Origin of the sequence: Lysinibacillus macroides (assembly GCF_001281525.1) — a bacterium.
GTDB classification, from domain to species: Bacteria; Bacillota; Bacilli; order Bacillales_A; family Planococcaceae; genus Lysinibacillus; species Lysinibacillus macroides.
This window is the reverse complement of the sequence record NZ_LGCI01000010.1, coordinates 308,661-330,057: the sequence shown is the minus strand read 5'-3', so window position 1 is coordinate 330,057 and position 21,397 is coordinate 308,661. Positions and strand designations below refer to the sequence as shown.

Below are 21,397 nucleotides of genomic sequence, written 5' to 3'. Positions count from 1 at the left end.
ACAACAAGGGGAGGGGCATTGTTGAAAAAAATAAATAAAATAGTTGCTTGTTCAAAATGAACACTTCATAATAAAAAGAAGTGAATTTTAAACATATGTTAGGAAAGGAGCGAGAGTTCAATATGGATAAAGTGACGGTTATGAAGGATATCGACGAACTGCATGACACGTATTGTGCAGATTGTTTAGTGATTCAGCAGTTGCGTAAAGAGCGTGGAAAGCCAGGAGCTCATCGCTTCTGTATCGAATCCTGTTCAATTGGTGAAAAGCTACAGTTTTTAGGAGAAGAGCTTTTAAAGGTTTATCATAAATAAGCCATTTAAGCGTTGTATTCAAATAAAAGGGATATTTTGAACGGCTCACAGTCCTATCCCTACATTGATAGATAAAAAAGTACAGTGAACTGATACTATTTCTATTTTTAATGATTCCACCATTTATAGCTCCCATTTATTAACTTTTTTCTACTTCATTAAACAGTTGCTTTGACAATATTCCTTAACCTTTGAGATAGTATTTCTTTGGCTATATTTTCATTGTTAAACCAATAATCAATGACACCAATAACTCCTGCAGTAATGAAAGTAATCCCTACCTCATCCATGTTTGGCATAACGTTTTGAATGTTTGTCGATATTCTTGCAGATAGTTTTCTCTTAAAAAATTGTTCTTTATCAGCTTTCCAGATAATTTTCAGTGTATCTTTCTGTTTATCGAAGTAATCAAAGGTTACTTCAAACATGTTTTCATCAAAGGAATTGGCGGTTTCGCATACATGCTCTAAATCATTGAAAGAGCTTTCGATACACTTTTCAAGTAAATCATATTTATCTATGTAATGGAGATAAAAAGTTCCTCTACTCACATCTGCCATTTCAGCTATTTCACTAATTGAAATCTTTTCCACATCTTTTTTTGCCATCAGTTCCATGAAAGTGGACATGATGGCATTTTGTGTTTTTCTCTTTCTTCTATCCATGCGATCTTCCTGCTTTCTATACAATATTTTAGATTTGTTTATTAATGGTCATTTATTGGAAATCGATCATTGTCCCTCCCATAAAGCAATGCTATTGTAACATACAGATGTTCATAAATTAACATCTGTCTATAAAAAGGGAGGGAGCTTATGAAAATACTTATATATGGAGCGGGTGTGCAAGGAAGCTATCTTGCTCATATCCTATATCGATCAGGCAACCAAGTGGATGTGCTTGCTCGAAATAGCCGATATGACGAGCTGTCTGAACAAGGCATACGGTTAAATCATTATTTACAAAGAAAGCAGACGGAGGATCGAATAACAGTCATTTCAGCATTACCACGAGAAGCCTATTATGATTTTATTTTTGTGACCGCAAAGTTCTCTGATTTAACAGAGATTATAGAAGATGTAAAGGTGAACATCAGTAAAAATATTGTATTAGTAGGGAACAACATCGATACGCACAAATGGGAACATGATATTCTCCAATACGATTCTTCAAAAAAAATCCTCTTTGCCTTTCAACTTACTGGGGGTAAACGAATGAATGGTGACATCAATGTGCTACGATTTTTTAAAGGGCATATGCTCATTGGTTCTTTATCCAATCATCAAAAAGAAATCAATATATTAAAGAATATTATTAACCCAAAGCTTTATAGCATAAAAGTTAAGTCAGCTATGGAGGAGTGGCTCTTAACACATGCGGTAAATATTGTCACGATGACAGCTTTACAAGAAATTCATGCTTCAAATGTAAATGACTTAGTGAAAGATAAACATGGATGGAAGCTTGTTGCCAAGGCTCAAATAGATTTATATAAAATGCTTGAGAGGAGCGGCTATCAGATTAAACCAGCTTTACAAAAGAACTTGGTTCGTTCTCCAACACTGTTCACAATCGGCATGTCTTTACTCTATCGAATGCCTTTACTAGACATGATGCAGTCAACTGTGGAGGAAACAAATGAACTTTTTGATAGCTTTGAGATGAAAAGACAACAGTCAGGCATGGAGCTTAAGCATTTTTCAGAATTAAGGGGCATAACCACATATCCATCAAGCTAAGCACATCAATACCCCAAAAATGAAAAAAACGTTATTCTTTCTTTAACAGCAGTAGTTTACAAGAAAGGATGGCGTTTTTGATGAATCGAATCCTATCCAATGAACTGAATCTTTTTGCACAAGAGTTACGTGCGTGTTTATCTCCAACCGTGCTAAAAGACATTGCGAAACGCGTTGGCTTTGTAAAGCGCGCGAGTAAGTATCAAGCGAGTGAACTCATTGCCCTTTGTGTCTGGTTGAGTCAGGAAATTGGCAGTACATCCCTTACACAATTGTGTAGTCGGCTAGAAGCTTCAACTGGCGTATTGATGAGTGCAGAAGGTTTGAATCAACGCTTTAACCAGGCAGCTGTCGCTTATCTTAGAGAGGTCTTTCGCACGCTGCTTGCACAAAAGCTCTGTGCCAACCAATCACTCCCCGACACCTTGATGTCTCGGTTTAAGCGAATCCGTATTTTAGATGCGACCGTGTTTCAACTGCCAGATGCGTTCGCTCGTGAGTATCAAGGATCGGGTGGCAGTAGTAACACGGCGGGTGTAAAAATCCAATTGGAATACGACTTACTCAGTGGTCAATTTCTGAACGTACATGTTGGACCAGGAAAAAACAATGATAAAACGTACGGAACCATCTGTCTTCAAACGGTCGAGGCCGGCGATGTATGCCTGCGCGATCTTGGCTACTTCGATTTAGGCGACTTACAGGTCATTCATGAGAAAAAGGCGTACTATATCTCACGGCTGAAGCTCAATACACGGATTTATATCAAGAACCCTGCGCCAGAAACGTTCAAAAATGGGACGTTGAAAAAGCATACCGAATATATTCAACTCGATATGGCACAAATGATGGCTGAACTTACGCCTGGTGAAACAATTGAAATTCAGGAGGCTTACATTGGGCAAAATCAAAAGCTACCAGCACGTGTCATTATGCATCGTTTAACCGACGACCAAACGCAAACACGCTTGAAAAACCAAGCCATTCGTGAAAAGAAGAAGGGCATTGTCATGAAGGAGAAAAGTAAACGCTTAATGGGCATGAACGTCTACATCACGAACACATCACCTAAAGAAGTCCCAACGAAGGACGTGCATGCCCTGTATTCGCTTCGCTGGCAGATTGAAATTTTATTTAAAACGTGGAAGTCTTTTTTTGAAATTCATGCCTGTAAAACGATGAAAAGAGAACGCTTAGAATGCCATTTATACGGACAGCTCATTGCCATTCTCCTGTGTTCTTCGACGATGTTTCAAATGCGACAGCTCCTGCTCGAAAAGAAAAAGCAGGAGCTGAGTGAATACAAGGCGATTTATATGATTAAAGATTACTTTCCGTTATTCTTCCGAGCGATGGCAGCCGGTGCAGAAGAACTGGTAAAAATTTTGCATCGCTTGTATCAGCTACTCTCAAAGAACGGTCGGAAGTGTCATCGAGCTAAAAAGATGACGGTCTTTGATATTTTAGGTGTTGTGTATGAAACGACGGTGAAGCCTAGACAAGCTGCCTAGCGAAAAAAAACGCTTTTTTCGAGGCTTATTTGGCATGCTTGTTTTTCGTGCACTGGTTAGTTATCAGAAAGAAACGATTCGAATCTAGCTAGTTACGTTGTTAGATTGATGGGGATGGGGCATATTCAACAATCGTGTATTGCCACCAACATATATGGCAAATGCTAGTGTTGAAGGATGATAATATCATTGGGCATATGTACTTGAAAAATAGCAAGATTGAGAGAAAACATGTAAACAGGGCATTTTTCAAATAACCCTATAAAAGCTACCTTTGTGATTGCGCAAAGGTAGCTTTTTGAGATGGTCATTATTTTGTAGCAGCGTAGCTACTTAAATCTTGGTAATACTTTGTCAGGGAAGCCGCAGAAATCTCGAATGTCGCAGCAATTTCTTTTACTGTCATTGAGAGAGATTCAAAGAGCTCTTTTTCCTGACCATAGCGAATAGCACCAGCAGCAATAGCAGCCTCTTTACGAGCAGAAGGCTGTCCCTCGATTAGATAATCCTCTAAAAGCTCCAGCATTGGTGCTGTTTCACGCTGATTTTGCTCTAAGAAATCCTTTACCTGTGCTAGCACATTGCTTTCAAAGTTCGTGAATTCCTCTCCTTTATAACCATTCGAAACAAGTAGCTCCCAGAACGTTAGATGCTCATCTTTTAAGAATATGTTTACCTTCTTGTTAGATGCCTCAAAGTTTTTCTTAAATTCCTCAAATACTTTCGTGTGATCCTCTGGGAAGAAAATCAGTGTAGACACAGCTAAGTAGTGTGTCGATGTTGCTGTTCCATCAGGTAAAATAAAGGCAAAGACATGCATACCTTCAGGAATCGGTTTATCATTTTCACGACGAATATATAGCTCCTCATTTGTCAACAAATGTGTAGCTTTAAAATATTTTTCCTCAACAGCAGACACCATACCAATAAAGAGCGTTGGCTGAGACCAATTTTCTAGCACTTTGACAGTAGAAGGTCTTACCGCCTTTTTCTTTGTTTTCTTTAAATAGCCCTTCCAAATAGAGGGCTCTTGATGGAAGAAAAAGTCGTCTAGTGCAATGGCTTCAATGAGCTCACGCTGTAGAACACTCTCTAATTTAGGCTGCCATGTGCCCGCATGCTCGATATAAGCACGAACATCTTTACGCTCAGGGTATTCTAAATAAAATGTTTGTAACACACGCTCTAATTCTTCAACCTGTACAGCTTCTACTGTTACTTGTTGTTTGCCTTCACAACATTTTTTATATTTTTTGCCGCTACCGCATGGGCATGGATCATTACGTTTTACCATAATTAGAACACTTCCTTTGAAAATTGTTAATCAACTATTGCTAAATAATTTGCGCACTCTTAATAATAACGGTACTTTTGTGTGAAGAAAAATGATTGTCTATTTTGAAATATCTAAAAACATAGTGGGACGCCCTAATTCTAGTATATGTACTGCGTTTTCTACTTAGAACTAAAAAAGAAAACGAGCTGCGCAATTAGGCACAGCATCGTTTTCAATTATTGGGCAGCTTCAATTTCAAGTGTTAGTCGTTCAAGCTCATCAATTAAATGGCCAATATAAGCAATGGTATCTTTTAATGGCTGGTCTGTTGTAATATCCACACCTGCCATTTGCGCTAATTCTACAGGTGATTTTGTGCCACCAGCCTGTAACACGGCTAACCATTCTTGTACAGCTATATCACCTTCTTGTAAAATACGCTGAGACACCTGTGTAGAAATTGTTAAGCCAGCGCTATATGTGTATGGATACAGCCCCATATAATAGTGCGGCTGACGCATCCATGTAAGCTCAGCACCCGCAGAAATATCGACTGCATCACCCCAGAAACCTTCAAGGACAGAACGTTTTAATTGATTTAAACTATTGGCATTGACAGCCTCTCCAGCATCAATCAATTCATAAACTTTTCGTTGATAGGCAGCCTCTAGTAAATGTGTAACAAAGTTATGATAATACGTTTTCGATACAATATTCGAAATAACCCAACGTTTAAAGCGTATATCATCATGATGCGCTAATAAATAATTGGCCAGCAGCATTTCATTCATCGTAGATGGCGCTTCAATAAAATACAAAGAAGGGCGGCTATTAAAGTAGGATTGATGGGCATGTGCATTCGCAAAATGCCCTGCATGACCCAGCTCATGAATCAGCGTAAAGACCTCATTCATACGCTCATTCCATGATATTAAAATATAAGGATGACTGCCATATGGACTTGAACAAAAGGCACCCGTTGATTTCCCTTTGTTTGGGGCATAATCAATCCAGCGCTCAGCAAAGGCTCTATCCATTAAACGGTTATAATCCTCTCCCATAACAGCTAATGCCTTCTCTACATATTCCTTTGCCTCTGCCATTGATACGTGTGGATCATAGTCAGGGTCAAGCGCAATTTTTAAGTCGGCAAATGTCATTTGGTCAATGCCATTGGCTTGTTGAATTAATTTTGCATAGCGACGCATATGTGGTGCAAGCTCTGTTGTAATCAAATCTATTTGACGATTATAAAGTGAACGGTCCACATCTTGATTCAATAATAAATAATCAATAACGGAATCAAAGCCACGTAAATCCGCCATTGTTTTCTCCTGCTGGATATGTGTGTTATAGACTTGTGCTGTTGTATGCTGATAATCACGCAGCTTGCTTGAAAAGGCCTCAAATGCAGCACGACGTACATCTATGTTAGCTTCAAATTCCCAGTCATTTTCAAAGAGTACGAAGCTAAGTGGATGCTTTTCGCCATTGACTTCAAATTCCCCAAAGTTCATATCGACTAATTTGGTTGTGTTATAGGTTTCATATGGCGCATTAAATGTCGCACTAAAGGCGGCAAGTGCTTTTTCCACCTCAGGGTGTAGTTGATAAGGCTTGTATTTTAAAAGCTCTGCAATATAGTGCTGATATAGCGGGTTTACTGCTGCGGCTTCCTGTAAAATGGCTTCATCTAAGGCAAGTAGCTCACTGCGAACAAAAGCGATTGCACTACTAATTTTACTGATGGCTGAGCTATACTTAGCGGCACGCATTTGTGCTTTATCGTCTGTACGGTCTACTTGAAGATTTAAGCTAGCATATGTGCCAATAGGAACAATGCTTTTATAGAGCTCTTCAAAGGCTGTTAGTACAGCAATTACCTGCTGTGCATCTATAATTGTTCCTTGAAACTGTTGCTCAAACTGAAGTGCATCCTCTACAAGCTGTGCAAGCAGTGGGTCAAAATCAGCATCATTTTTTAATAAATGGGTTAAATCCCATGTTTCCTCTACTGCCACATCTTTGCGTAATGGTAAAACATCCATTTATAAACACCCCTTCGTATATAAGTGATTTCATTATAACGAACTATTTCGGAAAGTGAAATAATTAAATGGAATAGTTACACTATTCTTCATGAACATCCACTATTGCAAAATAAATGTTTGAAATACAATTGGTCGGGAACAATAGACATATAGCCCGTATCTTATGTAAGACATACGAATGGCTAAAACATTTGATATATTGGAGGAAACATACGTATGACACAAAATTTAAACAAACAATTAAATAAGTTAGTTGCCACATGGTCTGTGTTGTATACAAAGCTTCACAATTATCATTGGTATGTGACAGGTCATGCATTCTTTACCCTGCATGCCAAATTTGAAGAATTGTATAATGAAGCAACGTTGAATTTAGATGATATTGCTGAACGTGTGTTATCAAAGGATGGTAAACCAGTAGCAACCTTAAAAGAGCATCTTGAGCTGTCATATGTAGAAGAAGCGACAGGAAAAGAGACAACAGAAGAAATGGTCGCAACAACGATTGCAGACTTTGAAAAGCTAATGAAGGCTTTAAATTCGACGATGGAGCTTGCAGCAGAGGAAGGGGACGACCGCACAGAGGATTTACTGAATGCGATGTACCAATCCCTTGAAAAGCATACATGGATGCTAAAAGCCTTCCTTGACAAATAGCAGATGACAATAGGCATTTGGAGCTTTAGCAGCTCTGGATGTCTATTTTTCCTTTATCACAACTAGATTACAATTTGATTACAGTATAAAAAAGAGTGTTTGTTTAGAACAAGTAAGGGTATTAACTTAATAAGCCATATGAATTAGGAGGAATTGAACATGATGAATGAACAACACCCACAAATTGAAGTGGCTCATACAAAGGATGAAATGCTTCATATTTTAGAAAGTATGCGTTTGGAGGGATATCATAAAGAGGATATCCAGATTATTGCAAAGGATCCCGAACAGCTAGAGGATGTCAAATGGGATGATGATGTGCAAACACATGAGGCTGGTAATTGGCGAGACCAATTCAAATCATGGTTTACAGGCGATTCAGCTGTAGAAGAAGGCTTAAAACGCTTTAATTTTACGGAGGGTCAAACAGCCTACTATGCACATCTTGTAGAGCAGGGAAGCATTGTATTATTTGCGGAACATGATGATGACTTGCCTCCACTAGAAGCATCAGTCATGACAACTGAGGAACTAGATAAGCGTTTAGGGGAACAAAAACGTAATATCGAGGCAGAGCAATATCGACGATTTTTATAAAGCTCAAAAAACCAGAGTGAAGATGAACATTCACTCTGGTTTTCTTATGATATGTATGAGAGAAATATTGAAATCATCTATTTTACATATTTTAGATTTAACTTTAAAAGCATTTACAAATTTTTCATGTCCATATTATACTTAATAATAACAGCATGAACATACTTAATATGATGAATTAAAACTAAAATGGAAGAAAGAGTGTGTTATGAAAAAATAGCTGCATTTTTCTCAGTGTTAATGATGCCACAAATACAGAAGCAGCCTCAGCTTATAGCGCTGGTTTAAGTTCACCATCTTTTATTTATGCCTATAGCCGTAATTTATGAATCAAGCAGAGTTTCAGCCATGTAAGCTCTTTATTCCAGTTACAGCAGTAGTGGAAGGAGTTTTATTGGAAAATTATGATATTACCTGTAGTAAAACTTCTGTCGTATGATTTATAGAAAGTGGGACTGGTGATTGGATGGATTTAGATTCAATTGTACAGGTTATATACAGCCTGTGTTAACGCTATTACGAAAAGATTCTCTAAGTGCAACAGCTAGTACATCAAGAGTAAGTGAATCTGGCATACTTCTGGAGTAAGAAGAGCTCAAAATCGTTGAAAAGGAGGAATAGCGAATGAAACTTGCTTTTAATCCACTAAACAATTTAGGGATCGTTTCTACCTTTCAAGCAAAGCAAAGCCAGCAATCTTTTACTGTTGAAATGGATGAAGCTGACTCTAAACAAACTGAAATTGATGTATCACGTAAAAAATATGTAGAATTTGTACAATCTTGCAATGCAATTTATCAAAATGCAACACCAACTCAGCTTGTCGATCAACATGCTAATGCCATTCATATTGCTAATGGTGTTTACTACCATTTAGGCTTGGTAAATGGCAAACCTTTGAATGGCACGGCTTTAACGGGTGGCGGCTTTAATTCAAATTTCAGTCCGATGTTTAAAGATTCTGGAACAGGAACAAGGCTGACACCAGAACAAGAAGAAGCTCTTAGAAGACACCGCTCTTATTCACAAGCAGAGCGACAAGGCGCAAATGAATGGGTTGCTGTCTTTATGAATCTTTCGCGGTTAGCAGAGGGGAGACAATCTATAGCCAATGTCAATAATGATGCTATGTTTAAGCAGCATTTTCCTAAATTTGCACAAGGAATTGGACTTGATATACGTCAGCCTTTTACGATAAATGGCAAGTCATTTATTTATTCACAGGGGGCATTACAAGCAGTGAATGCGGAAGATTGACCATAGCAGATCGATAATAAGAATAAGAGCTATCTCAATCGTCAATCAAATGGACGATTAGGATAGTTCTCTTTATGTGCTAAAAATAGCATTGATTATGGCATCACTTTTTCGTGTGCCTCTTTTTTGATAAAGCGTAATAGATGGAAATGCTCTAATTGTGCCACTACATTCCCAATCAGAATAAAGCTACCACCAATCACTAATTTCATTGTTAACCCTTCGCCAATAAACAGCATCGCAAACATGGCTGCAAAAATAGGCTCTAAGGAAAAGATAAGACCTGTATGTGTAGCAGATGTATATTGTTGTGCTACAGTTTGACCCACGAAGCAAAAGGCACTACAAATAACGCCAAGCCCTAAAATTGCCATCCAAGATATTGGGGAATGAGGCAATGTCGGTGTTTCAAATAAACATGTTAAAATGAGTGCATATAATCCTGCAAAGCCGAGCTGATAAATCCCATAAGAAATGGATTCAACATTGCGCGTAAAAGAGCTATTTAACAGTAAATAAATAGAATAACATAGCGCTGCAATCGCCACTAATATATCACCTTTTTGGAAAGTAAACGAACCATTTGCTGTTAGCACTGTAATACCAATCATGGTGCAAATAACTGCAAAGCTAACGGCTCTTGAAGGTAATTTTTTATCAATAAAGCTACTGAAAATCGGCACTAGCACAACTGTAAGGCTTAAAATAAAGCCTGCATTTGATATGGAAGTGGATTGTAAACCAAATAAACTGAGCGCAAACACAATGAATAACAACAACCCTTGAATAGCCGCATATTTTAATGTTTGTCCATTTACTTTACTCATCCTTTTATAAAAAATAAGACCTGCGATTACAAATGCGATGATGCAACGCAATGCCACCACATTATAAACAGCCAATGTTTCAAGTCCCATTACCATAAAGGTATAGGATAACCCCCAAAACATTGTGACAATTACCATCAATATATTTGCTTTTCCTTGGATACTCATGATGTTCACCTACGATCTGTGTACTAAAACAGTTTGACTACTAAAAATTACTATATAGCTTGTCTTGTGATTAGTAAAACGAATGTTTATAATGAATAAGATTAAAAAAATTCATGTATATAGAGGGATAGCGGATGAGCCTAGTTAAATATGAAATTTTGACAAAGGTGGCAGAGGTAGCAAGCTTTACAAAAGCGGCAGAGGTACTTGGCTTAACACAGTCTGCTGTAAGTCATGCCGTGTCAAGCTTAGAAAAAGAATTTGGCTTTGCATTGATTCATCGCAGTCGTACAGGTGTGACACTAACGAGTGAGGGATATACAATGCTACGGGCGATGTGGCAGGTTTTAGATGCGCAGGAGCTATTGCAGCAGGAGGCTGCCCATATTTTAGGTGTCACAAGAGGCAAGGTGCGGATTGGTGTGATTTCAAGTATCTCTTCAAATTGGATGCCAGAAATTATTCGCATTATGGATCATCAGTTTCCGGGGATACAGGTGGAATTGCGTGAGGGCGATTATTATGAAATCGAGCAATGGCTACTAAGTGGTGAAATAGAGGCGGGATTTTTAAATGGTCAAAAGTCGGCACAATATCAATTTACGGAGTTGCAGCAGGACCCTTTGTTGTGCATTGTTTCGGCTAAAAGTCCTCTTTATGCTAAAACAGAGGTTGATATTGCGGATTTGGAGGATATGCCCTTTATTATGACCTCTTATAAGGGTACAAATGATGTGAAGGTTCTTTTAGAGCAATACCATGTGAAGCCAAATATTCGCTTTGAGCTATCAGAGGAAGTGGGGATTCTCTCCATGATTTCCCACCATCTTGGTATTAGTATTTTACCGCAGCTTGTTATTCATAATTTACCTTCAACTTTAAAGGCTATACCATTAAAACAAGGTGGCTATCGGACAATTGGTATTGCGATGAAGCATCATGCCTCTCCTGTAACGAAGAAATTTGCGGAAATTTTAAGTGCTTGGTTAAAGGAGCAAAACAGCGTGCTGTAGCTATTGAAGCCTATCCTTGCATTACGTTAGAATAAAGGTTGTTAGATATTGTAGAAAATAGGTGAGTGTATGGGGACATTACGAGGGAAAACCGTACTTATTACAAGTGGGGGAACGCTTGAAAAATGGGATCGTGTACGAGGGCACACGAATTTATCAAAGGGCACAATGGGCTGCTATTTAGCAGAGGCAGCACTTGCAGCAGGTGCTCATGTTTTGTATATGCATGGCTATTTTGCGCAGCTACCAGTTAATCATAGCAAAATGCAAACCATTAAATTTGAGGGTATTGAGGATTTAGGCGAGAAACTTCGTCATACTGTGCAAGAACAACAGGTGGATATTGTCATTATGGCAGCGGCTGGCTCTGATTGGGTCATTGATAAAGTGTATGACCAATCAGGCAATTTAATGGAGGAGGCAGGGAAAATGCCTTCTGATGAGCCCCCTATTATTCATTTTAAAAAAGCACCAAAACTATTAGGGCAAATAAAGGGCTGGCAACCAAATGTTACATTGGTAGGCTTTAAACTAGAGGCAACAGACGATGAGGCATTTTTACTTGCGCGTGCAAGATTACGTATGGAAACAGCACAGGCGCAGTTTATGGTGGCAAATAGCTCTCAATCGTTATATGGTGGAGACGAGCCTCATTGGATTGTACCAGCAGAGGGGCAGCCAATTAAGGTGATGGGCAAAGAACAAACAGCGCAAGCATTGATAACATGCTTACAACAAGGAACTGTGTAGAAGAGATACTTCTGCACAGTTTTTTAATAGCTAAGCAGCGCTAAATGGGTAATTGCCTGCATACAATGCTAAAAGAAATCGAGATAAATATCATATTACAAAGTATTCAACTAGGTTTTCTAATATTTTATATTGACAATTGTATAGCACAATTATAAAATTATTTCCAAGTAAGCAGTGCTCTTATCGAGAGAGGTGGAGGGATTTGGCCCAATGAAGCCTCGGCAACCAATAGAATAGATGCCAATAGTATCTAAAAGATAAAGGGGCTATCCATCAATTGAACTCTTTTGTAAAGGAAGCATGAAAAAGAAGGGGTGTATGATATGGCACAGTCGGTAAAAGTAGATGATAAGAAGTTAGAGGCTATCGCGAAGGCTATCCAAAATCTTGAATTTGGTGAAGTGCATATTACGATTCAGGATGGTGTAATTGTGCAAATTAACAGGCTAGAAAAACAGAGGTTTCCACAGAAAAAATAATGATCATTTCAGTTGAACGATGTCATAGGCCACAACTAAGTATAAAGAATGTCCTTTGCTTACAAGTGGCCCTTTTTTGTGTAGCGCTTAACGATAAAAGCTTTTTGGAATTTCACCAATATGACGGCGATGATACAGTAAAGGCTCTTTTGGTGAATTTGTAATATCTAGCACCTGCCCAATAAAAATAGTATGATCGCCAGCATCAACCTGTTGATATGTTTTACATTGTAAAATAGCTGCCGTATCATGTAAAATCGGTAGGTCGAAGGAGGACATAGACCACTTTGCCTGGGCAAAACGGTCAGGCACTTTGCTGGCAAATAACGTACATAAATGCTCTTGATCACTCGCTAAAATATTGACTGCAAATGTTGGCGCTGCTGTAAAATAGGAATGGAGCTGAGATTTTTTATCGAGTGACCATAAAATAAGGAGCGGGTCAATCGAAACAGATGCAAAGGAATTAACGGTTAAGCCAATCGGTTGTGTGTCATGGCATGTAGTCACAACCGTTACGCCTGTAGGGTAATTACCTAGTGCTAATTTAAAAGCAGTTACTTGATCTGTCATTCAAATCACCTCGTTATTATTGTCAATGAAATTAAATAGCTATCATTGTCTTGCATAAATTTTAAACGAATCCAGCATATAGGTAAAGGTAATCGGGAAAGAAAGGGGAATGACCATGACTTTATATTTCGATCATTTGGTTCAGCAAGTGGAATCACCAGAAAATATAAAGGTTTTCTTCAACAAACGAAATATTCATACAGTAAACGGTGGTCAACATACAATGTGGGGGACTTATAATACATTAAGCTATTTTGGCTTAAGCTATATTGAACAAATTGCGGTGTATGATCGTGATTTATTTGAGCGGGCAGCACAAAGTCCTTACACTCTTCATTATACGTTTAAACAGGACGGGGAGCGCCAAGGATTTTCACGAATTGCATTGCGCACAACAAATATAGAGGCAGAGGGTGAACGATTGCGTGCATTAGGCTTTGATGTTTATGGCCCTGATGCTTGTAGTCGTACAAGACCAGATGGCTCTGTTGTAGAGTGGAAGCTGTTGCATTTTGGTAAGCCTGACCTTTCCATTGACTTTCCATTTCTTATTGAATGGGCGGAGGATGATAAGGAGCGTTTTGCACAATTGCAGGCAAGTGGTGCGATTCATCAGCAGCAAAATATTACAATGGAAGCGGTGTTGTTTGTTGTAAAGGATGTACCGGCAACCGTTGAGCTTTGGCAGCAGGCATTGCAATTGCCAAAAGCAGAACAGCATGAGCAATATGTATCCTTACAGCTACCAAATATACGCTTGGATTTTTATGATGAGGCAGTTGCCACAGCTATGACACTTACACCTTTAAAGCAAGGTCCATTTGGCGTGCAATTAAAAGACCCATATCGCGTAAAAGAAACATTGGTTTGTCCAGGTGCTTTTTATTGGATTAATCGTTAAAAAAGCTACGGCAAGGGGAGTGTATAATGCCCCTTGCCGTAGCTTTTCAATTATTCAATCGTCATTTTTTTTGGTGCTTGTGTGCCTGTGTACCAATCAAATTCAATTTCAAAGGAATGTTTGTCGCCCTTTTTTGTATAGGAGTATTCGATTTTAAGTGGTTCTGTAGGGCTAACAATGGTTTGCTCTGTGCCTTGAACAAATGTAAATTCACCATTTTCTTTTAGTTTTTGAGCAATTGCTTCAAGCATTGTTGCAAATTCCACGACACTTTGCCGTTCCTTATGCTTTAGGACAACTTCCGTCATCGGCTTCATTTGTTTTTGCATCGAAATCCCTCCCCTATTGTCGTTACTTCTATTATAGCATAAAATGTTAACGCTACCATTTGCATTGCACTTGTTTATTGTGTGCTCTATACTATGTTCAATATCAATTACGCCTCAGCGTAATTACGTTCGGATTTTTGTACCGAAAGCACTAGCGTCAGGTACATCCGCTGGGGCTTTTGGTTCGGTGGGCGTTTGGACACCCACTGAACAGAGGTAAAAAAGCATTTATCCCCACCTTGTAGAGGAAGGGAGTCTTCTGCTGAACCAAGATAAAAAATAGGAGGGCGCGCTATGTGTATTATTGCCATTGGCTATCAGGTGCATCCACAGCATCCTTTACTGATTGCGGCAAATCGTGATGAATTTTATGCAAGACCAACTGAGTGCATGCACAACTGGCCAGATATGCCGCATATTTGGGCTGGTCGAGATTTAGAGAAAATGGGTACATGGCTAGCTGTGAGTAATAATGGGCGGTTTGCAGCAGTCACCAATTATCGCGATCCACAACTGCCAATTGTTGGTGAAAAATCGAGGGGAGTCGTTCCTATTGCGTTTATGAATAGCTCTGTAAGTGCACGAGATTTTACTGGACAGTTACAGCAGGAGCGTTGTTTATATGGCGGATTAAATGTACTGCTCTATGATGGAACAGAGCTTGTGCATTATAATAATGTACATAATGTGCAAACAATTATCCCACCAGGCGTTCATTGTATATCGAATGCAACCCTCAATACACCATGGCCTAAAGTGGAGCGTTTAAAAGAAGCTTTTGCTGAAACACTTCAACACACAACAGAGGAAGAATCATTACTAGCTATTTTAAAGGACCCAACCACAGCAGCAGCTAAAGATTTACCTACAACAGGTATACCGTTTGAACTGGAACAACAACTTTCCTCTGTTTTTATTGATATTGATGGCTACGGTACGCGTGCCTCGACAATTGTCAAGCAGCATCAGACAGGCTGGGATATCCTAGAACGAAGCTTTATCAATGGTAAATTTGCTGGGGATGTACGGCTAGAGGTATATAAGAAAGAATAAATAGCTTTGCCCATACTGGAAGCTACTCATCCGCTTCAAACGAAATATACGAATGATGAATGTACTTACATATTTTTAACGTAATCTGTCAAAAGTCGTCCACCTCAGTGAAGCAGAGTATGTAATGAATGGTGTTGGCAGGAGGGGGCATGCCGTTGTCGCTTCACTTTCACACAGCAGCATAAGTTTTTAGCCAATGTTTCATAGAAAAGCTCGGACTGTCGGAATAGATTTTTCTTTTCCGATAGTCTTTTTTGTGTTTATTCCCCTGGCAATTCCTTGATGCTGCAATATTGAGGGATAGAAGTTTTAGTAGAATGGATATGTGTCTTTCAGGGTATGTCTGCGTAGGACGTTTTTGAGCTTCAGATATTTTAGTCCTCTTTCTATTTTATTTCTATCAAGCTAAAGATAGGGATATAAGATTATCTGGTAATAGGGTAGTAAATAAAAAAGGATGTAAACAATTATGGACTGCTAGAAATTGAATTTTTGGATGTTTTTTCTCAATCCATAATTCGTTATGCTAAAAGTGTTCATGAATACAACTGACAAAGAACAAAAAGGAGGCATACTATGGTTTATTTAATTGAAGAAAATCTTCCAATCGCGAGAAGGCTAGTGGAATTAGCTTGCCAAGCCCCAGGTGATGAAGAATCTACATTTATAGGGAGTGTATGTGCCAAATGGGGATAGCTGGTGGAAAAACATGGTTTAAGATGATGAGAAGAGAGGAAGGGAATGCGTATGAACACAACATCAGCTTCACGGAGTGGTCGTGACTTGCTATCGCCCACCATAGCTGCCTTTATATCTGTCTTAGTTAATTATGGAGGTACTTTTATTTTAGTGTTTCAAGCTGCCAAAGTTGCTGGTCTGAATCCTGAAATGACCGCTTCATGGATATGGTCAATTTCCATCGGTGTAGGGATAACTGGTATTTGGCTAAGTTACCGTTATCGTGAACCCATTATTACAGCTTGGTCAACACCAGGTGTGGCATTTCTTGTTTCAGCTTTGGCCGTTACGCCCTATGCTGAAGCAATTGGGGCTTATATCATTTCTGCTGTCGCATTTGTTTTGTTAGGTTTATCGGGTATGTTTGAACGATTTGTCCAGCTTATTCCCCCAGGCATTGCATCTGGGCTGCTAGCAGGTATTTTATTGCAGTTTGGTATTTCTGCATTTGGTGGTGCGAAAGTTGACCCTTTACTTGTAATTGTCCTGTTTACTACATATATCCTCTTAAGACGATTTACATCTCGCTATGCCATCGTAGGTATTTTAGTAATGGGATTGATTTATTTGATCAGTATGGGGCAGGTAGATTTCAGCAATGTCAAATTGGCTATCGCATCTCCAGTATTTGTGGCCCCAACATTTTCCCTTCATGCTGTATTGGGTGTTGCTTTACCGCTTTTTATTATTACTTTGACGGGACAATACATGCCAGGAATGCTAGTGTTGCGAAATGATGGATTTAAAACAAGCGCCAATCCAATTTTGATTGTAACAGGATTAGGCTCACTCCTAATGGCACCGTTTGGCTCACATGCTTTTAACATAGCAGCGATTACAGCAGCAATTTGTACAGGGAAAGATGCTCATGAGGATCCAACAAAACGCTATATTGCAGGGATTGTCTGTGGTATTTTTTATATGATTGTCGGAATATTTGGGGTGACATTGGCCGCTTTGTTTTTAATTCTCCCTGCAACGTTTATTGCGACATTAGCGGGATTAGCATTGCTTGGTACAATTGGTAGTAGCCTTGCCAATGCTTTAACAAATCCTCATGGCCGCGAAACAGCCCTTATTACTTTTTTAGCAACAGCCGCAAATGTTACATTACTTGGAGTAGGAGGGGCATTTTGGGGGCTTGTAGCAGGTTTAGGAGCCCATTTATTGATGAATGGTCAATTTCTTAGAAAACAGCAAACGCTCAATGAAGTACAACAAATGAATCAAAAATAGACTACACGAACTAAAAGGAGTTAGTTAAGAAGAAGCAAAACAGTGATATTCTATAGAGAGACGATCATCGTTTTGCTTTTTTATGGCGTAATACATTAAGTGAATATTTCTTCATTCAGTTGTTTTCAAGTAGCAGATACCCGTTCATCATCTAAATTTTATACTGGAAGTGAATTGAATGCTAAAAGTTAACCGAAACGACAAAAACCCTATTTGGCAACAGTTACTTGACCAAGCTATTCATAATATTACAACAGGCAAATGGCCACCAGGCGAGCTACTTCCTCCATCTCGAGAACTGGCTTTATTAGTGGGTGTTTCACGTTCAACTATACAGATTGTTTATGAGGAATTATTCAGTCGGGGGTACACTATGACAAATTGGCGTGGTGGCACAAGAGTAAGTGAATGGGGCTATAAAACGCAGGTATCACAAGCGGTTTTTCCTCAAGGGCCATCCGCGCCAGAATTACCTTTATTAAACGCAGCAGTTGATGAGCTAAACAGTTGGCTTAGAGGCAAAGAAAATCAACAAGTAGAAATCGATTTTTCCCCTCATGAGCCCTATTTGGATGAGCATTTCCAAAAAATTTGGAGACAATCCTTTTTACAGGCATCAACCGAAGTAGATTTGATCAATTGGGGTTATGGCAATGCCTATGGTTTTATACCATTACGTGAACAGATTCAACGTTACTTAACATTTGAAAGGGGCGTTCATGTGGACGTCGACCAAATTATCTTAACTTCAGGTGCGCAACATAGCCTAGATTTAATTGCTCAGGCATTATTATATGAAGGAGAAACGGTTTCTGTTGAAGATCCTGGCTTTCCTGTTTCGTGGATGACCATGAAATATCGACGTATGAATGTTGTTCCTGTACCTGTTGATAAGTACGGACTTCAGGTAGATCGCATACATCCACAAACCAAACTTACTTTTGTTACGCCTTCGCACCAATGCGCAGTGGGCGTCATTATGTCTGAACCACGCAGGCAACAATTGCTTCAAAAGTCTGTGCAAGATCAATTTTGGATTGTAGAAGACGATTACGATGGCGAATTTAGACATCGTGGCAATCCGCTACCTACCTTGTTTAGCCAACAGCCTCACAATACATTGTATATGATGAGCTTTTCTAAAATGGCTGCTCCAGGCATACGAATTTCGGCAGTTGTTGGTCCAAAAGATGCCATTCGTCAACTTGCCCAGGTACAAGAACTAACCTATCGACACCTTCCTATTATGGAACAATTAACGCTTGCCCATTTTATTGAGCATGGTCATTTTATGCGTCATATGAGGAGAGCAAGAAATATATATCGCCGTAGACATGAAGCGATGACGAAGGCCATTATTGCAACTGGACTAGCTGAACGCTTCAAACTAAGCGGCATTGAAACAGGCTTACATATGCTTCTTGAGGCTGAAGAATTATTTGATGAAGAGACAATGACGAACTTAGCACTTGAAAAAGGAATCCGTATTTATCCACTGAGCAAATATTGTTTAGCAAGTAATCGCAAAGGATGGGTATTGGGGTTTGCTAAAGTAGATGAGACTGCAATTGAAGAAGGTATTTTTCGTCTCGCTGAGCTACTTTTATAACGTGAGGTTTAAGTAAACGGCTATGTATTTATTGTCCAAAGCTAGAATCTCTCGCATAGCAAGGGGTTTTCAAAAGATATAAAAATTAGGACCAGTGGAAAAGGTTTTCTTCCAATGGTCCTAACGTGTGTATGTCGTGGGATTAAGAGTTTTTCCACTAATCCACTTATCCTTTATAATTTCACCACATTTGATGCTTGTGGTCCACGGTTGCCTTCCACTACATCAAATGATACCTTTTGACCTTCTTCAAGTGTACGGAAGCCTTCCTCTTGTATGCCCGTAAAATGTACAAATACATCTTCTCCATCGTCACATTCAATAAAGCCGTAACCCTTTTCATTATTGAACCACTTTACGATTCCCTGTTGCATAAGCCATTCGCCTCCAATGCGCTTGAATGTAAAATAAAATTAGTCGTACTATTATTGAGAAAATGTGAAAAAATTGCATTTTCTCTTAGAACATACATGAATTAAACAAAGATGTCAATTGATTGTCGAAATACCGGTATAACTGCTTTCTTTTTTTTCACACTAAAGATTATAATGGAAATGAACAACATAGAAAGTAGGATGCCAAATGACAACGAAAAATCAACCATTAACAGATTTAGAAATCGCTAGTCAAGCAGTGATGAAACCAATTACGGAAATTGCTGATGCTGCGGGTATTCCAGCGGATGCCATTGAACAATATGGACGCTACAAAGCAAAGATTGACCCATTAAAAATTACAGCTCAAGGCGAGGATGCAAAGGTTGTGTTAGTGTCTGCTATTAGCCCAACTCCAGCAGGTGAAGGAAAGTCAACAGTGACTGTAGGACTTGCGGATGCCCTTCATCAATTAAATAAGAAAGTGATGGTAGCTTTACGTGAGCCTTCACTAGGTCCAGTAATGGGTGTAAAAGGCGGTGCAACAGGTGGAGGTTATGCACAGGTTGTACCGATGGAGGATATCAATTTACATTTCACTGGTGACCTTCATGCGATTACAACAGCCAATAATGCATTAGCAGCTTTTATTGATAATCATATCCATCAAGGCAATGCGTTAAACATTGATCCACGTCGTATTATTTGGAAGCGTGTGCTAGATATCAATGACCGCGCACTAAGAAAAGTAGTGATTGGCTTAGGTGGTCCTGTGCAAGGAATGCCGCGAGAGGATGGCTTTGATATTACCGTCGCCTCTGAAATTATGGCTGTGTTCTGTTTAGCAACAAGCATTGATGATTTACGCGAGCGTTTAGCAAGTATTGTCATTGGCTATACATTTGAGCGCGAGCCTGTCTTTGTGCGTGATTTACAAGTAGAAGGAGCACTTACATTATTATTGAAGGATGCCTTTAAGCCAAATCTTGTGCAAACATTAGAAGGGACACCTGCTATTATTCATGGCGGTCCATTTGCGAATATTGCCCATGGCTGTAATTCCATAATGGCTACACAAACAGCTCGTAAGCTAGCGGATATCGTTGTGACAGAAGCGGGCTTTGGCTCTGATTTAGGCGCTGAAAAATTTATGAATATTAAAGCGCGCAAAGCAGGCTTTAAGCCAAGTGCCGTTGTTATTGTGGCAACAATTCGTGCATTAAAAATGCATGGGGGTGTCGCGAAAACAGCGCTTGTCGATGAAAATGTTGAGGCACTTCTACAAGGAATTGCCAATCTTGAAAAGCATGTTGAAACGATTCGTACATTTGGTGTCGAACCCATTATTGCATTAAATCGCTTTATTACCGATACAGAGGCTGAGCTAGCGGCTGTCTTAAGCTGGTGTCAGAAGAAAAATGTGCGTATTGCTCGTACAAATGTTTGGGAAGAGGGCGGAAAGGGAGGTATCGCGCTAGCCGAGCAAGTGCTAGCCGTACTGGAGGATGAAAATACCTTCTCACCTTTATATGAGGTAACAGAATCTATTGAAGAAAAAGTTCGTAGCATTGTGCAAAAAGTGTACGGTGGGAAAGATGTCCAATTTACAGACCAAGCGAAAAAGCAAATTGCACAAATTGAAAAATTTGGCTGGGATTCTTTGCCGATTTGTATGGCAAAAACACAATATTCTTTATCCGATCAGCCAAGTTTACTTGGTCGTCCAGAAGGCTTTACAGTAACGATTCGCGAAGTGATTCCAAAGCTAGGCGCGGGCTTCCTTGTTTGTCTAACGGGCGATATTATGACAATGCCAGGTTTACCAAAAACACCAGCTGCTTTACGCATGAATGTTGATAACGGAGGGCATGCGGTAGGGCTGTTTTAAATGATGAAGAGAGGATTTCCATAATCTGCTGGGGAATCCTCTCTTTTTTGAATT

21 protein-coding genes and 1 riboswitch are annotated in these 21,397 nt (G+C 39.3%); of the genes, 14 read left to right on the top strand and 7 right to left on the bottom strand.

Going from position 1 to position 21,397, the window contains the following annotated elements; all coding sequences use genetic code 11:
• Window positions 1-122: 122 nt before the first annotated feature.
• Window positions 123-314 carry a zinc-finger domain-containing protein gene (locus tag ADM90_RS16445; protein ID WP_053996013.1) on the top strand — a complete coding sequence of 64 codons (192 nt, stop codon included), beginning with the start codon at window positions 123-125 and terminating at the stop codon, window positions 312-314.
• A 158-nt stretch (window positions 315-472) separates the two neighbouring features.
• On the opposite strand, the gene ADM90_RS16440 is transcribed toward ADM90_RS16445, so the two are convergent.
• Window positions 473-979, bottom strand: a complete 507-nt coding sequence (locus tag ADM90_RS16440; RefSeq protein ID WP_053996012.1) for a TetR family transcriptional regulator — start codon at window positions 977-979, stop codon at window positions 473-475.
• A 150-nt stretch (window positions 980-1,129) separates the two neighbouring features.
• On the opposite strand from ADM90_RS16440, the gene ADM90_RS16435 reads away from it, so the two are divergent.
• Together ADM90_RS16435 and ADM90_RS16430 are read left to right on the top strand one after the other, a co-directional pair.
• Window positions 1,130-2,053, top strand: a complete 924-nt coding sequence (locus ADM90_RS16435) for a ketopantoate reductase family protein (protein WP_053996011.1) — start codon at window positions 1,130-1,132, stop codon at window positions 2,051-2,053.
• A gap of 80 nt (window positions 2,054-2,133) precedes the next feature.
• On the top strand, window positions 2,134-3,564 hold the full coding sequence (locus ADM90_RS16430) for an IS4 family transposase (protein WP_053993818.1): 1,431 nt from the start codon (window positions 2,134-2,136) through the stop codon (window positions 3,562-3,564).
• 310 nt (window positions 3,565-3,874) lie between these two features.
• Here ADM90_RS16430 and ADM90_RS16425 read toward each other — a convergent pair whose 3' ends face one another.
• Window positions 3,875-4,858, bottom strand: a complete 984-nt coding sequence (locus ADM90_RS16425; RefSeq protein ID WP_053996010.1) for an SEC-C domain-containing protein — start codon at window positions 4,856-4,858, stop codon at window positions 3,875-3,877.
• Window positions 4,859-5,076: 218 nt separating this feature from the next.
• Window positions 5,077-6,888, bottom strand: coding sequence for an oligoendopeptidase F (pepF, locus tag ADM90_RS16420; RefSeq protein ID WP_053996009.1), 1,812 nt, complete (start codon window positions 6,886-6,888; stop codon window positions 5,077-5,079).
• A gap of 219 nt (window positions 6,889-7,107) precedes the next feature.
• Between pepF and ADM90_RS16415 the strand changes: the two genes are divergently transcribed.
• The 3 genes from ADM90_RS16415 (at window position 7,108) to ADM90_RS16405 (ending at window position 9,402) form a co-directional block, all read left to right on the top strand.
• Window positions 7,108-7,548 carry a Dps family protein gene (locus tag ADM90_RS16415; RefSeq protein ID WP_053996008.1) on the top strand — a complete coding sequence of 147 codons (441 nt, stop codon included), beginning with the start codon at window positions 7,108-7,110 and terminating at the stop codon, window positions 7,546-7,548.
• Window positions 7,549-7,707: 159 nt separating this feature from the next.
• Window positions 7,708-8,145, top strand: a complete 438-nt coding sequence (locus tag ADM90_RS16410) for a general stress protein (RefSeq protein WP_053996007.1) — start codon at window positions 7,708-7,710, stop codon at window positions 8,143-8,145.
• Window positions 8,146-8,769: 624 nt separating this feature from the next.
• Window positions 8,770-9,402: a hypothetical protein gene (locus ADM90_RS16405; protein ID WP_053996006.1), complete on the top strand. Its 633-nt coding sequence runs from the start codon at window positions 8,770-8,772 to the stop codon at window positions 9,400-9,402.
• 95 nt (window positions 9,403-9,497) lie between these two features.
• Here the strand turns inward: ADM90_RS16405 and ADM90_RS16400 are convergent, their stop codons facing one another.
• Complete coding sequence (locus ADM90_RS16400; protein ID WP_053996005.1) at window positions 9,498-10,397, bottom strand: DMT family transporter; 900 nt, start codon at window positions 10,395-10,397, stop codon at window positions 9,498-9,500.
• Window positions 10,398-10,531: 134 nt separating this feature from the next.
• On the opposite strand from ADM90_RS16400, the gene ADM90_RS16395 reads away from it, so the two are divergent.
• The 3 genes from ADM90_RS16395 (at window position 10,532) to ADM90_RS23955 (ending at window position 12,642) form a co-directional block, all read left to right on the top strand.
• The gene (locus ADM90_RS16395; protein WP_053996004.1) at window positions 10,532-11,410 is read left to right on the top strand and encodes a LysR family transcriptional regulator; all 879 of its coding nucleotides are present in this window, start codon (window positions 10,532-10,534) and stop codon (window positions 11,408-11,410) included.
• A gap of 69 nt (window positions 11,411-11,479) precedes the next feature.
• Window positions 11,480-12,160, top strand: coding sequence for a phosphopantothenoylcysteine decarboxylase domain-containing protein (locus tag ADM90_RS16390; protein WP_053996003.1), 681 nt, complete (start codon window positions 11,480-11,482; stop codon window positions 12,158-12,160).
• Window positions 12,161-12,340: 180 nt separating this feature from the next.
• Window positions 12,341-12,427: riboswitch (SAM riboswitch) on the top strand.
• Between the two features lie 59 nt (window positions 12,428-12,486).
• Window positions 12,487-12,642 (top strand): YezD family protein, encoded by a 156-nt coding sequence (locus ADM90_RS23955; RefSeq protein ID WP_004269393.1) that lies wholly within the window; start codon window positions 12,487-12,489, stop codon window positions 12,640-12,642.
• A gap of 87 nt (window positions 12,643-12,729) precedes the next feature.
• Here the strand turns inward: ADM90_RS23955 and ADM90_RS16385 are convergent, their stop codons facing one another.
• Entirely contained in the window at window positions 12,730-13,215 is a 486-nt protein-coding gene (locus ADM90_RS16385; protein ID WP_053996002.1) for a flavin reductase family protein, read from the bottom strand.
• 115 nt (window positions 13,216-13,330) lie between these two features.
• Between ADM90_RS16385 and ADM90_RS16380 the strand changes: the two genes are divergently transcribed.
• Entirely contained in the window at window positions 13,331-14,116 is a 786-nt protein-coding gene (locus ADM90_RS16380; RefSeq protein ID WP_053996001.1) for a VOC family protein, read from the top strand.
• A 50-nt stretch (window positions 14,117-14,166) separates the two neighbouring features.
• Here ADM90_RS16380 and ADM90_RS16375 read toward each other — a convergent pair whose 3' ends face one another.
• Window positions 14,167-14,445, bottom strand: a complete 279-nt coding sequence (locus ADM90_RS16375) for an amphi-Trp domain-containing protein (protein WP_053996000.1) — start codon at window positions 14,443-14,445, stop codon at window positions 14,167-14,169.
• A 294-nt stretch (window positions 14,446-14,739) separates the two neighbouring features.
• Here ADM90_RS16375 and ADM90_RS16370 point away from each other — a divergent pair, with 294 nt between their 5' ends.
• The 3 genes from ADM90_RS16370 (at window position 14,740) to pdxR (ending at window position 19,081) form a co-directional block, all read left to right on the top strand.
• Entirely contained in the window at window positions 14,740-15,498 is a 759-nt protein-coding gene (locus ADM90_RS16370; RefSeq protein WP_053995999.1) for an NRDE family protein, read from the top strand.
• 747 nt (window positions 15,499-16,245) lie between these two features.
• On the top strand, window positions 16,246-17,472 hold the full coding sequence (locus ADM90_RS16365) for a benzoate/H(+) symporter BenE family transporter (RefSeq protein WP_053996710.1): 1,227 nt from the start codon (window positions 16,246-16,248) through the stop codon (window positions 17,470-17,472).
• A gap of 178 nt (window positions 17,473-17,650) precedes the next feature.
• On the top strand, window positions 17,651-19,081 hold the full coding sequence (pdxR, locus tag ADM90_RS16360; protein WP_053995998.1) for a MocR-like pyridoxine biosynthesis transcription factor PdxR: 1,431 nt from the start codon (window positions 17,651-17,653) through the stop codon (window positions 19,079-19,081).
• Window positions 19,082-19,254: 173 nt separating this feature from the next.
• On the opposite strand, the gene ADM90_RS16355 is transcribed toward pdxR, so the two are convergent.
• Complete coding sequence (locus tag ADM90_RS16355) at window positions 19,255-19,455, bottom strand: cold-shock protein (protein WP_004269397.1); 201 nt, start codon at window positions 19,453-19,455, stop codon at window positions 19,255-19,257.
• A 208-nt stretch (window positions 19,456-19,663) separates the two neighbouring features.
• Between ADM90_RS16355 and ADM90_RS16350 the strand changes: the two genes are divergently transcribed.
• A complete protein-coding gene (locus tag ADM90_RS16350; RefSeq protein WP_053995997.1) occupies window positions 19,664-21,343 on the top strand; it encodes a formate--tetrahydrofolate ligase in 1,680 nt (559 codons plus the stop codon).
• Window positions 21,344-21,397: the final 54 nt, after the last annotated feature.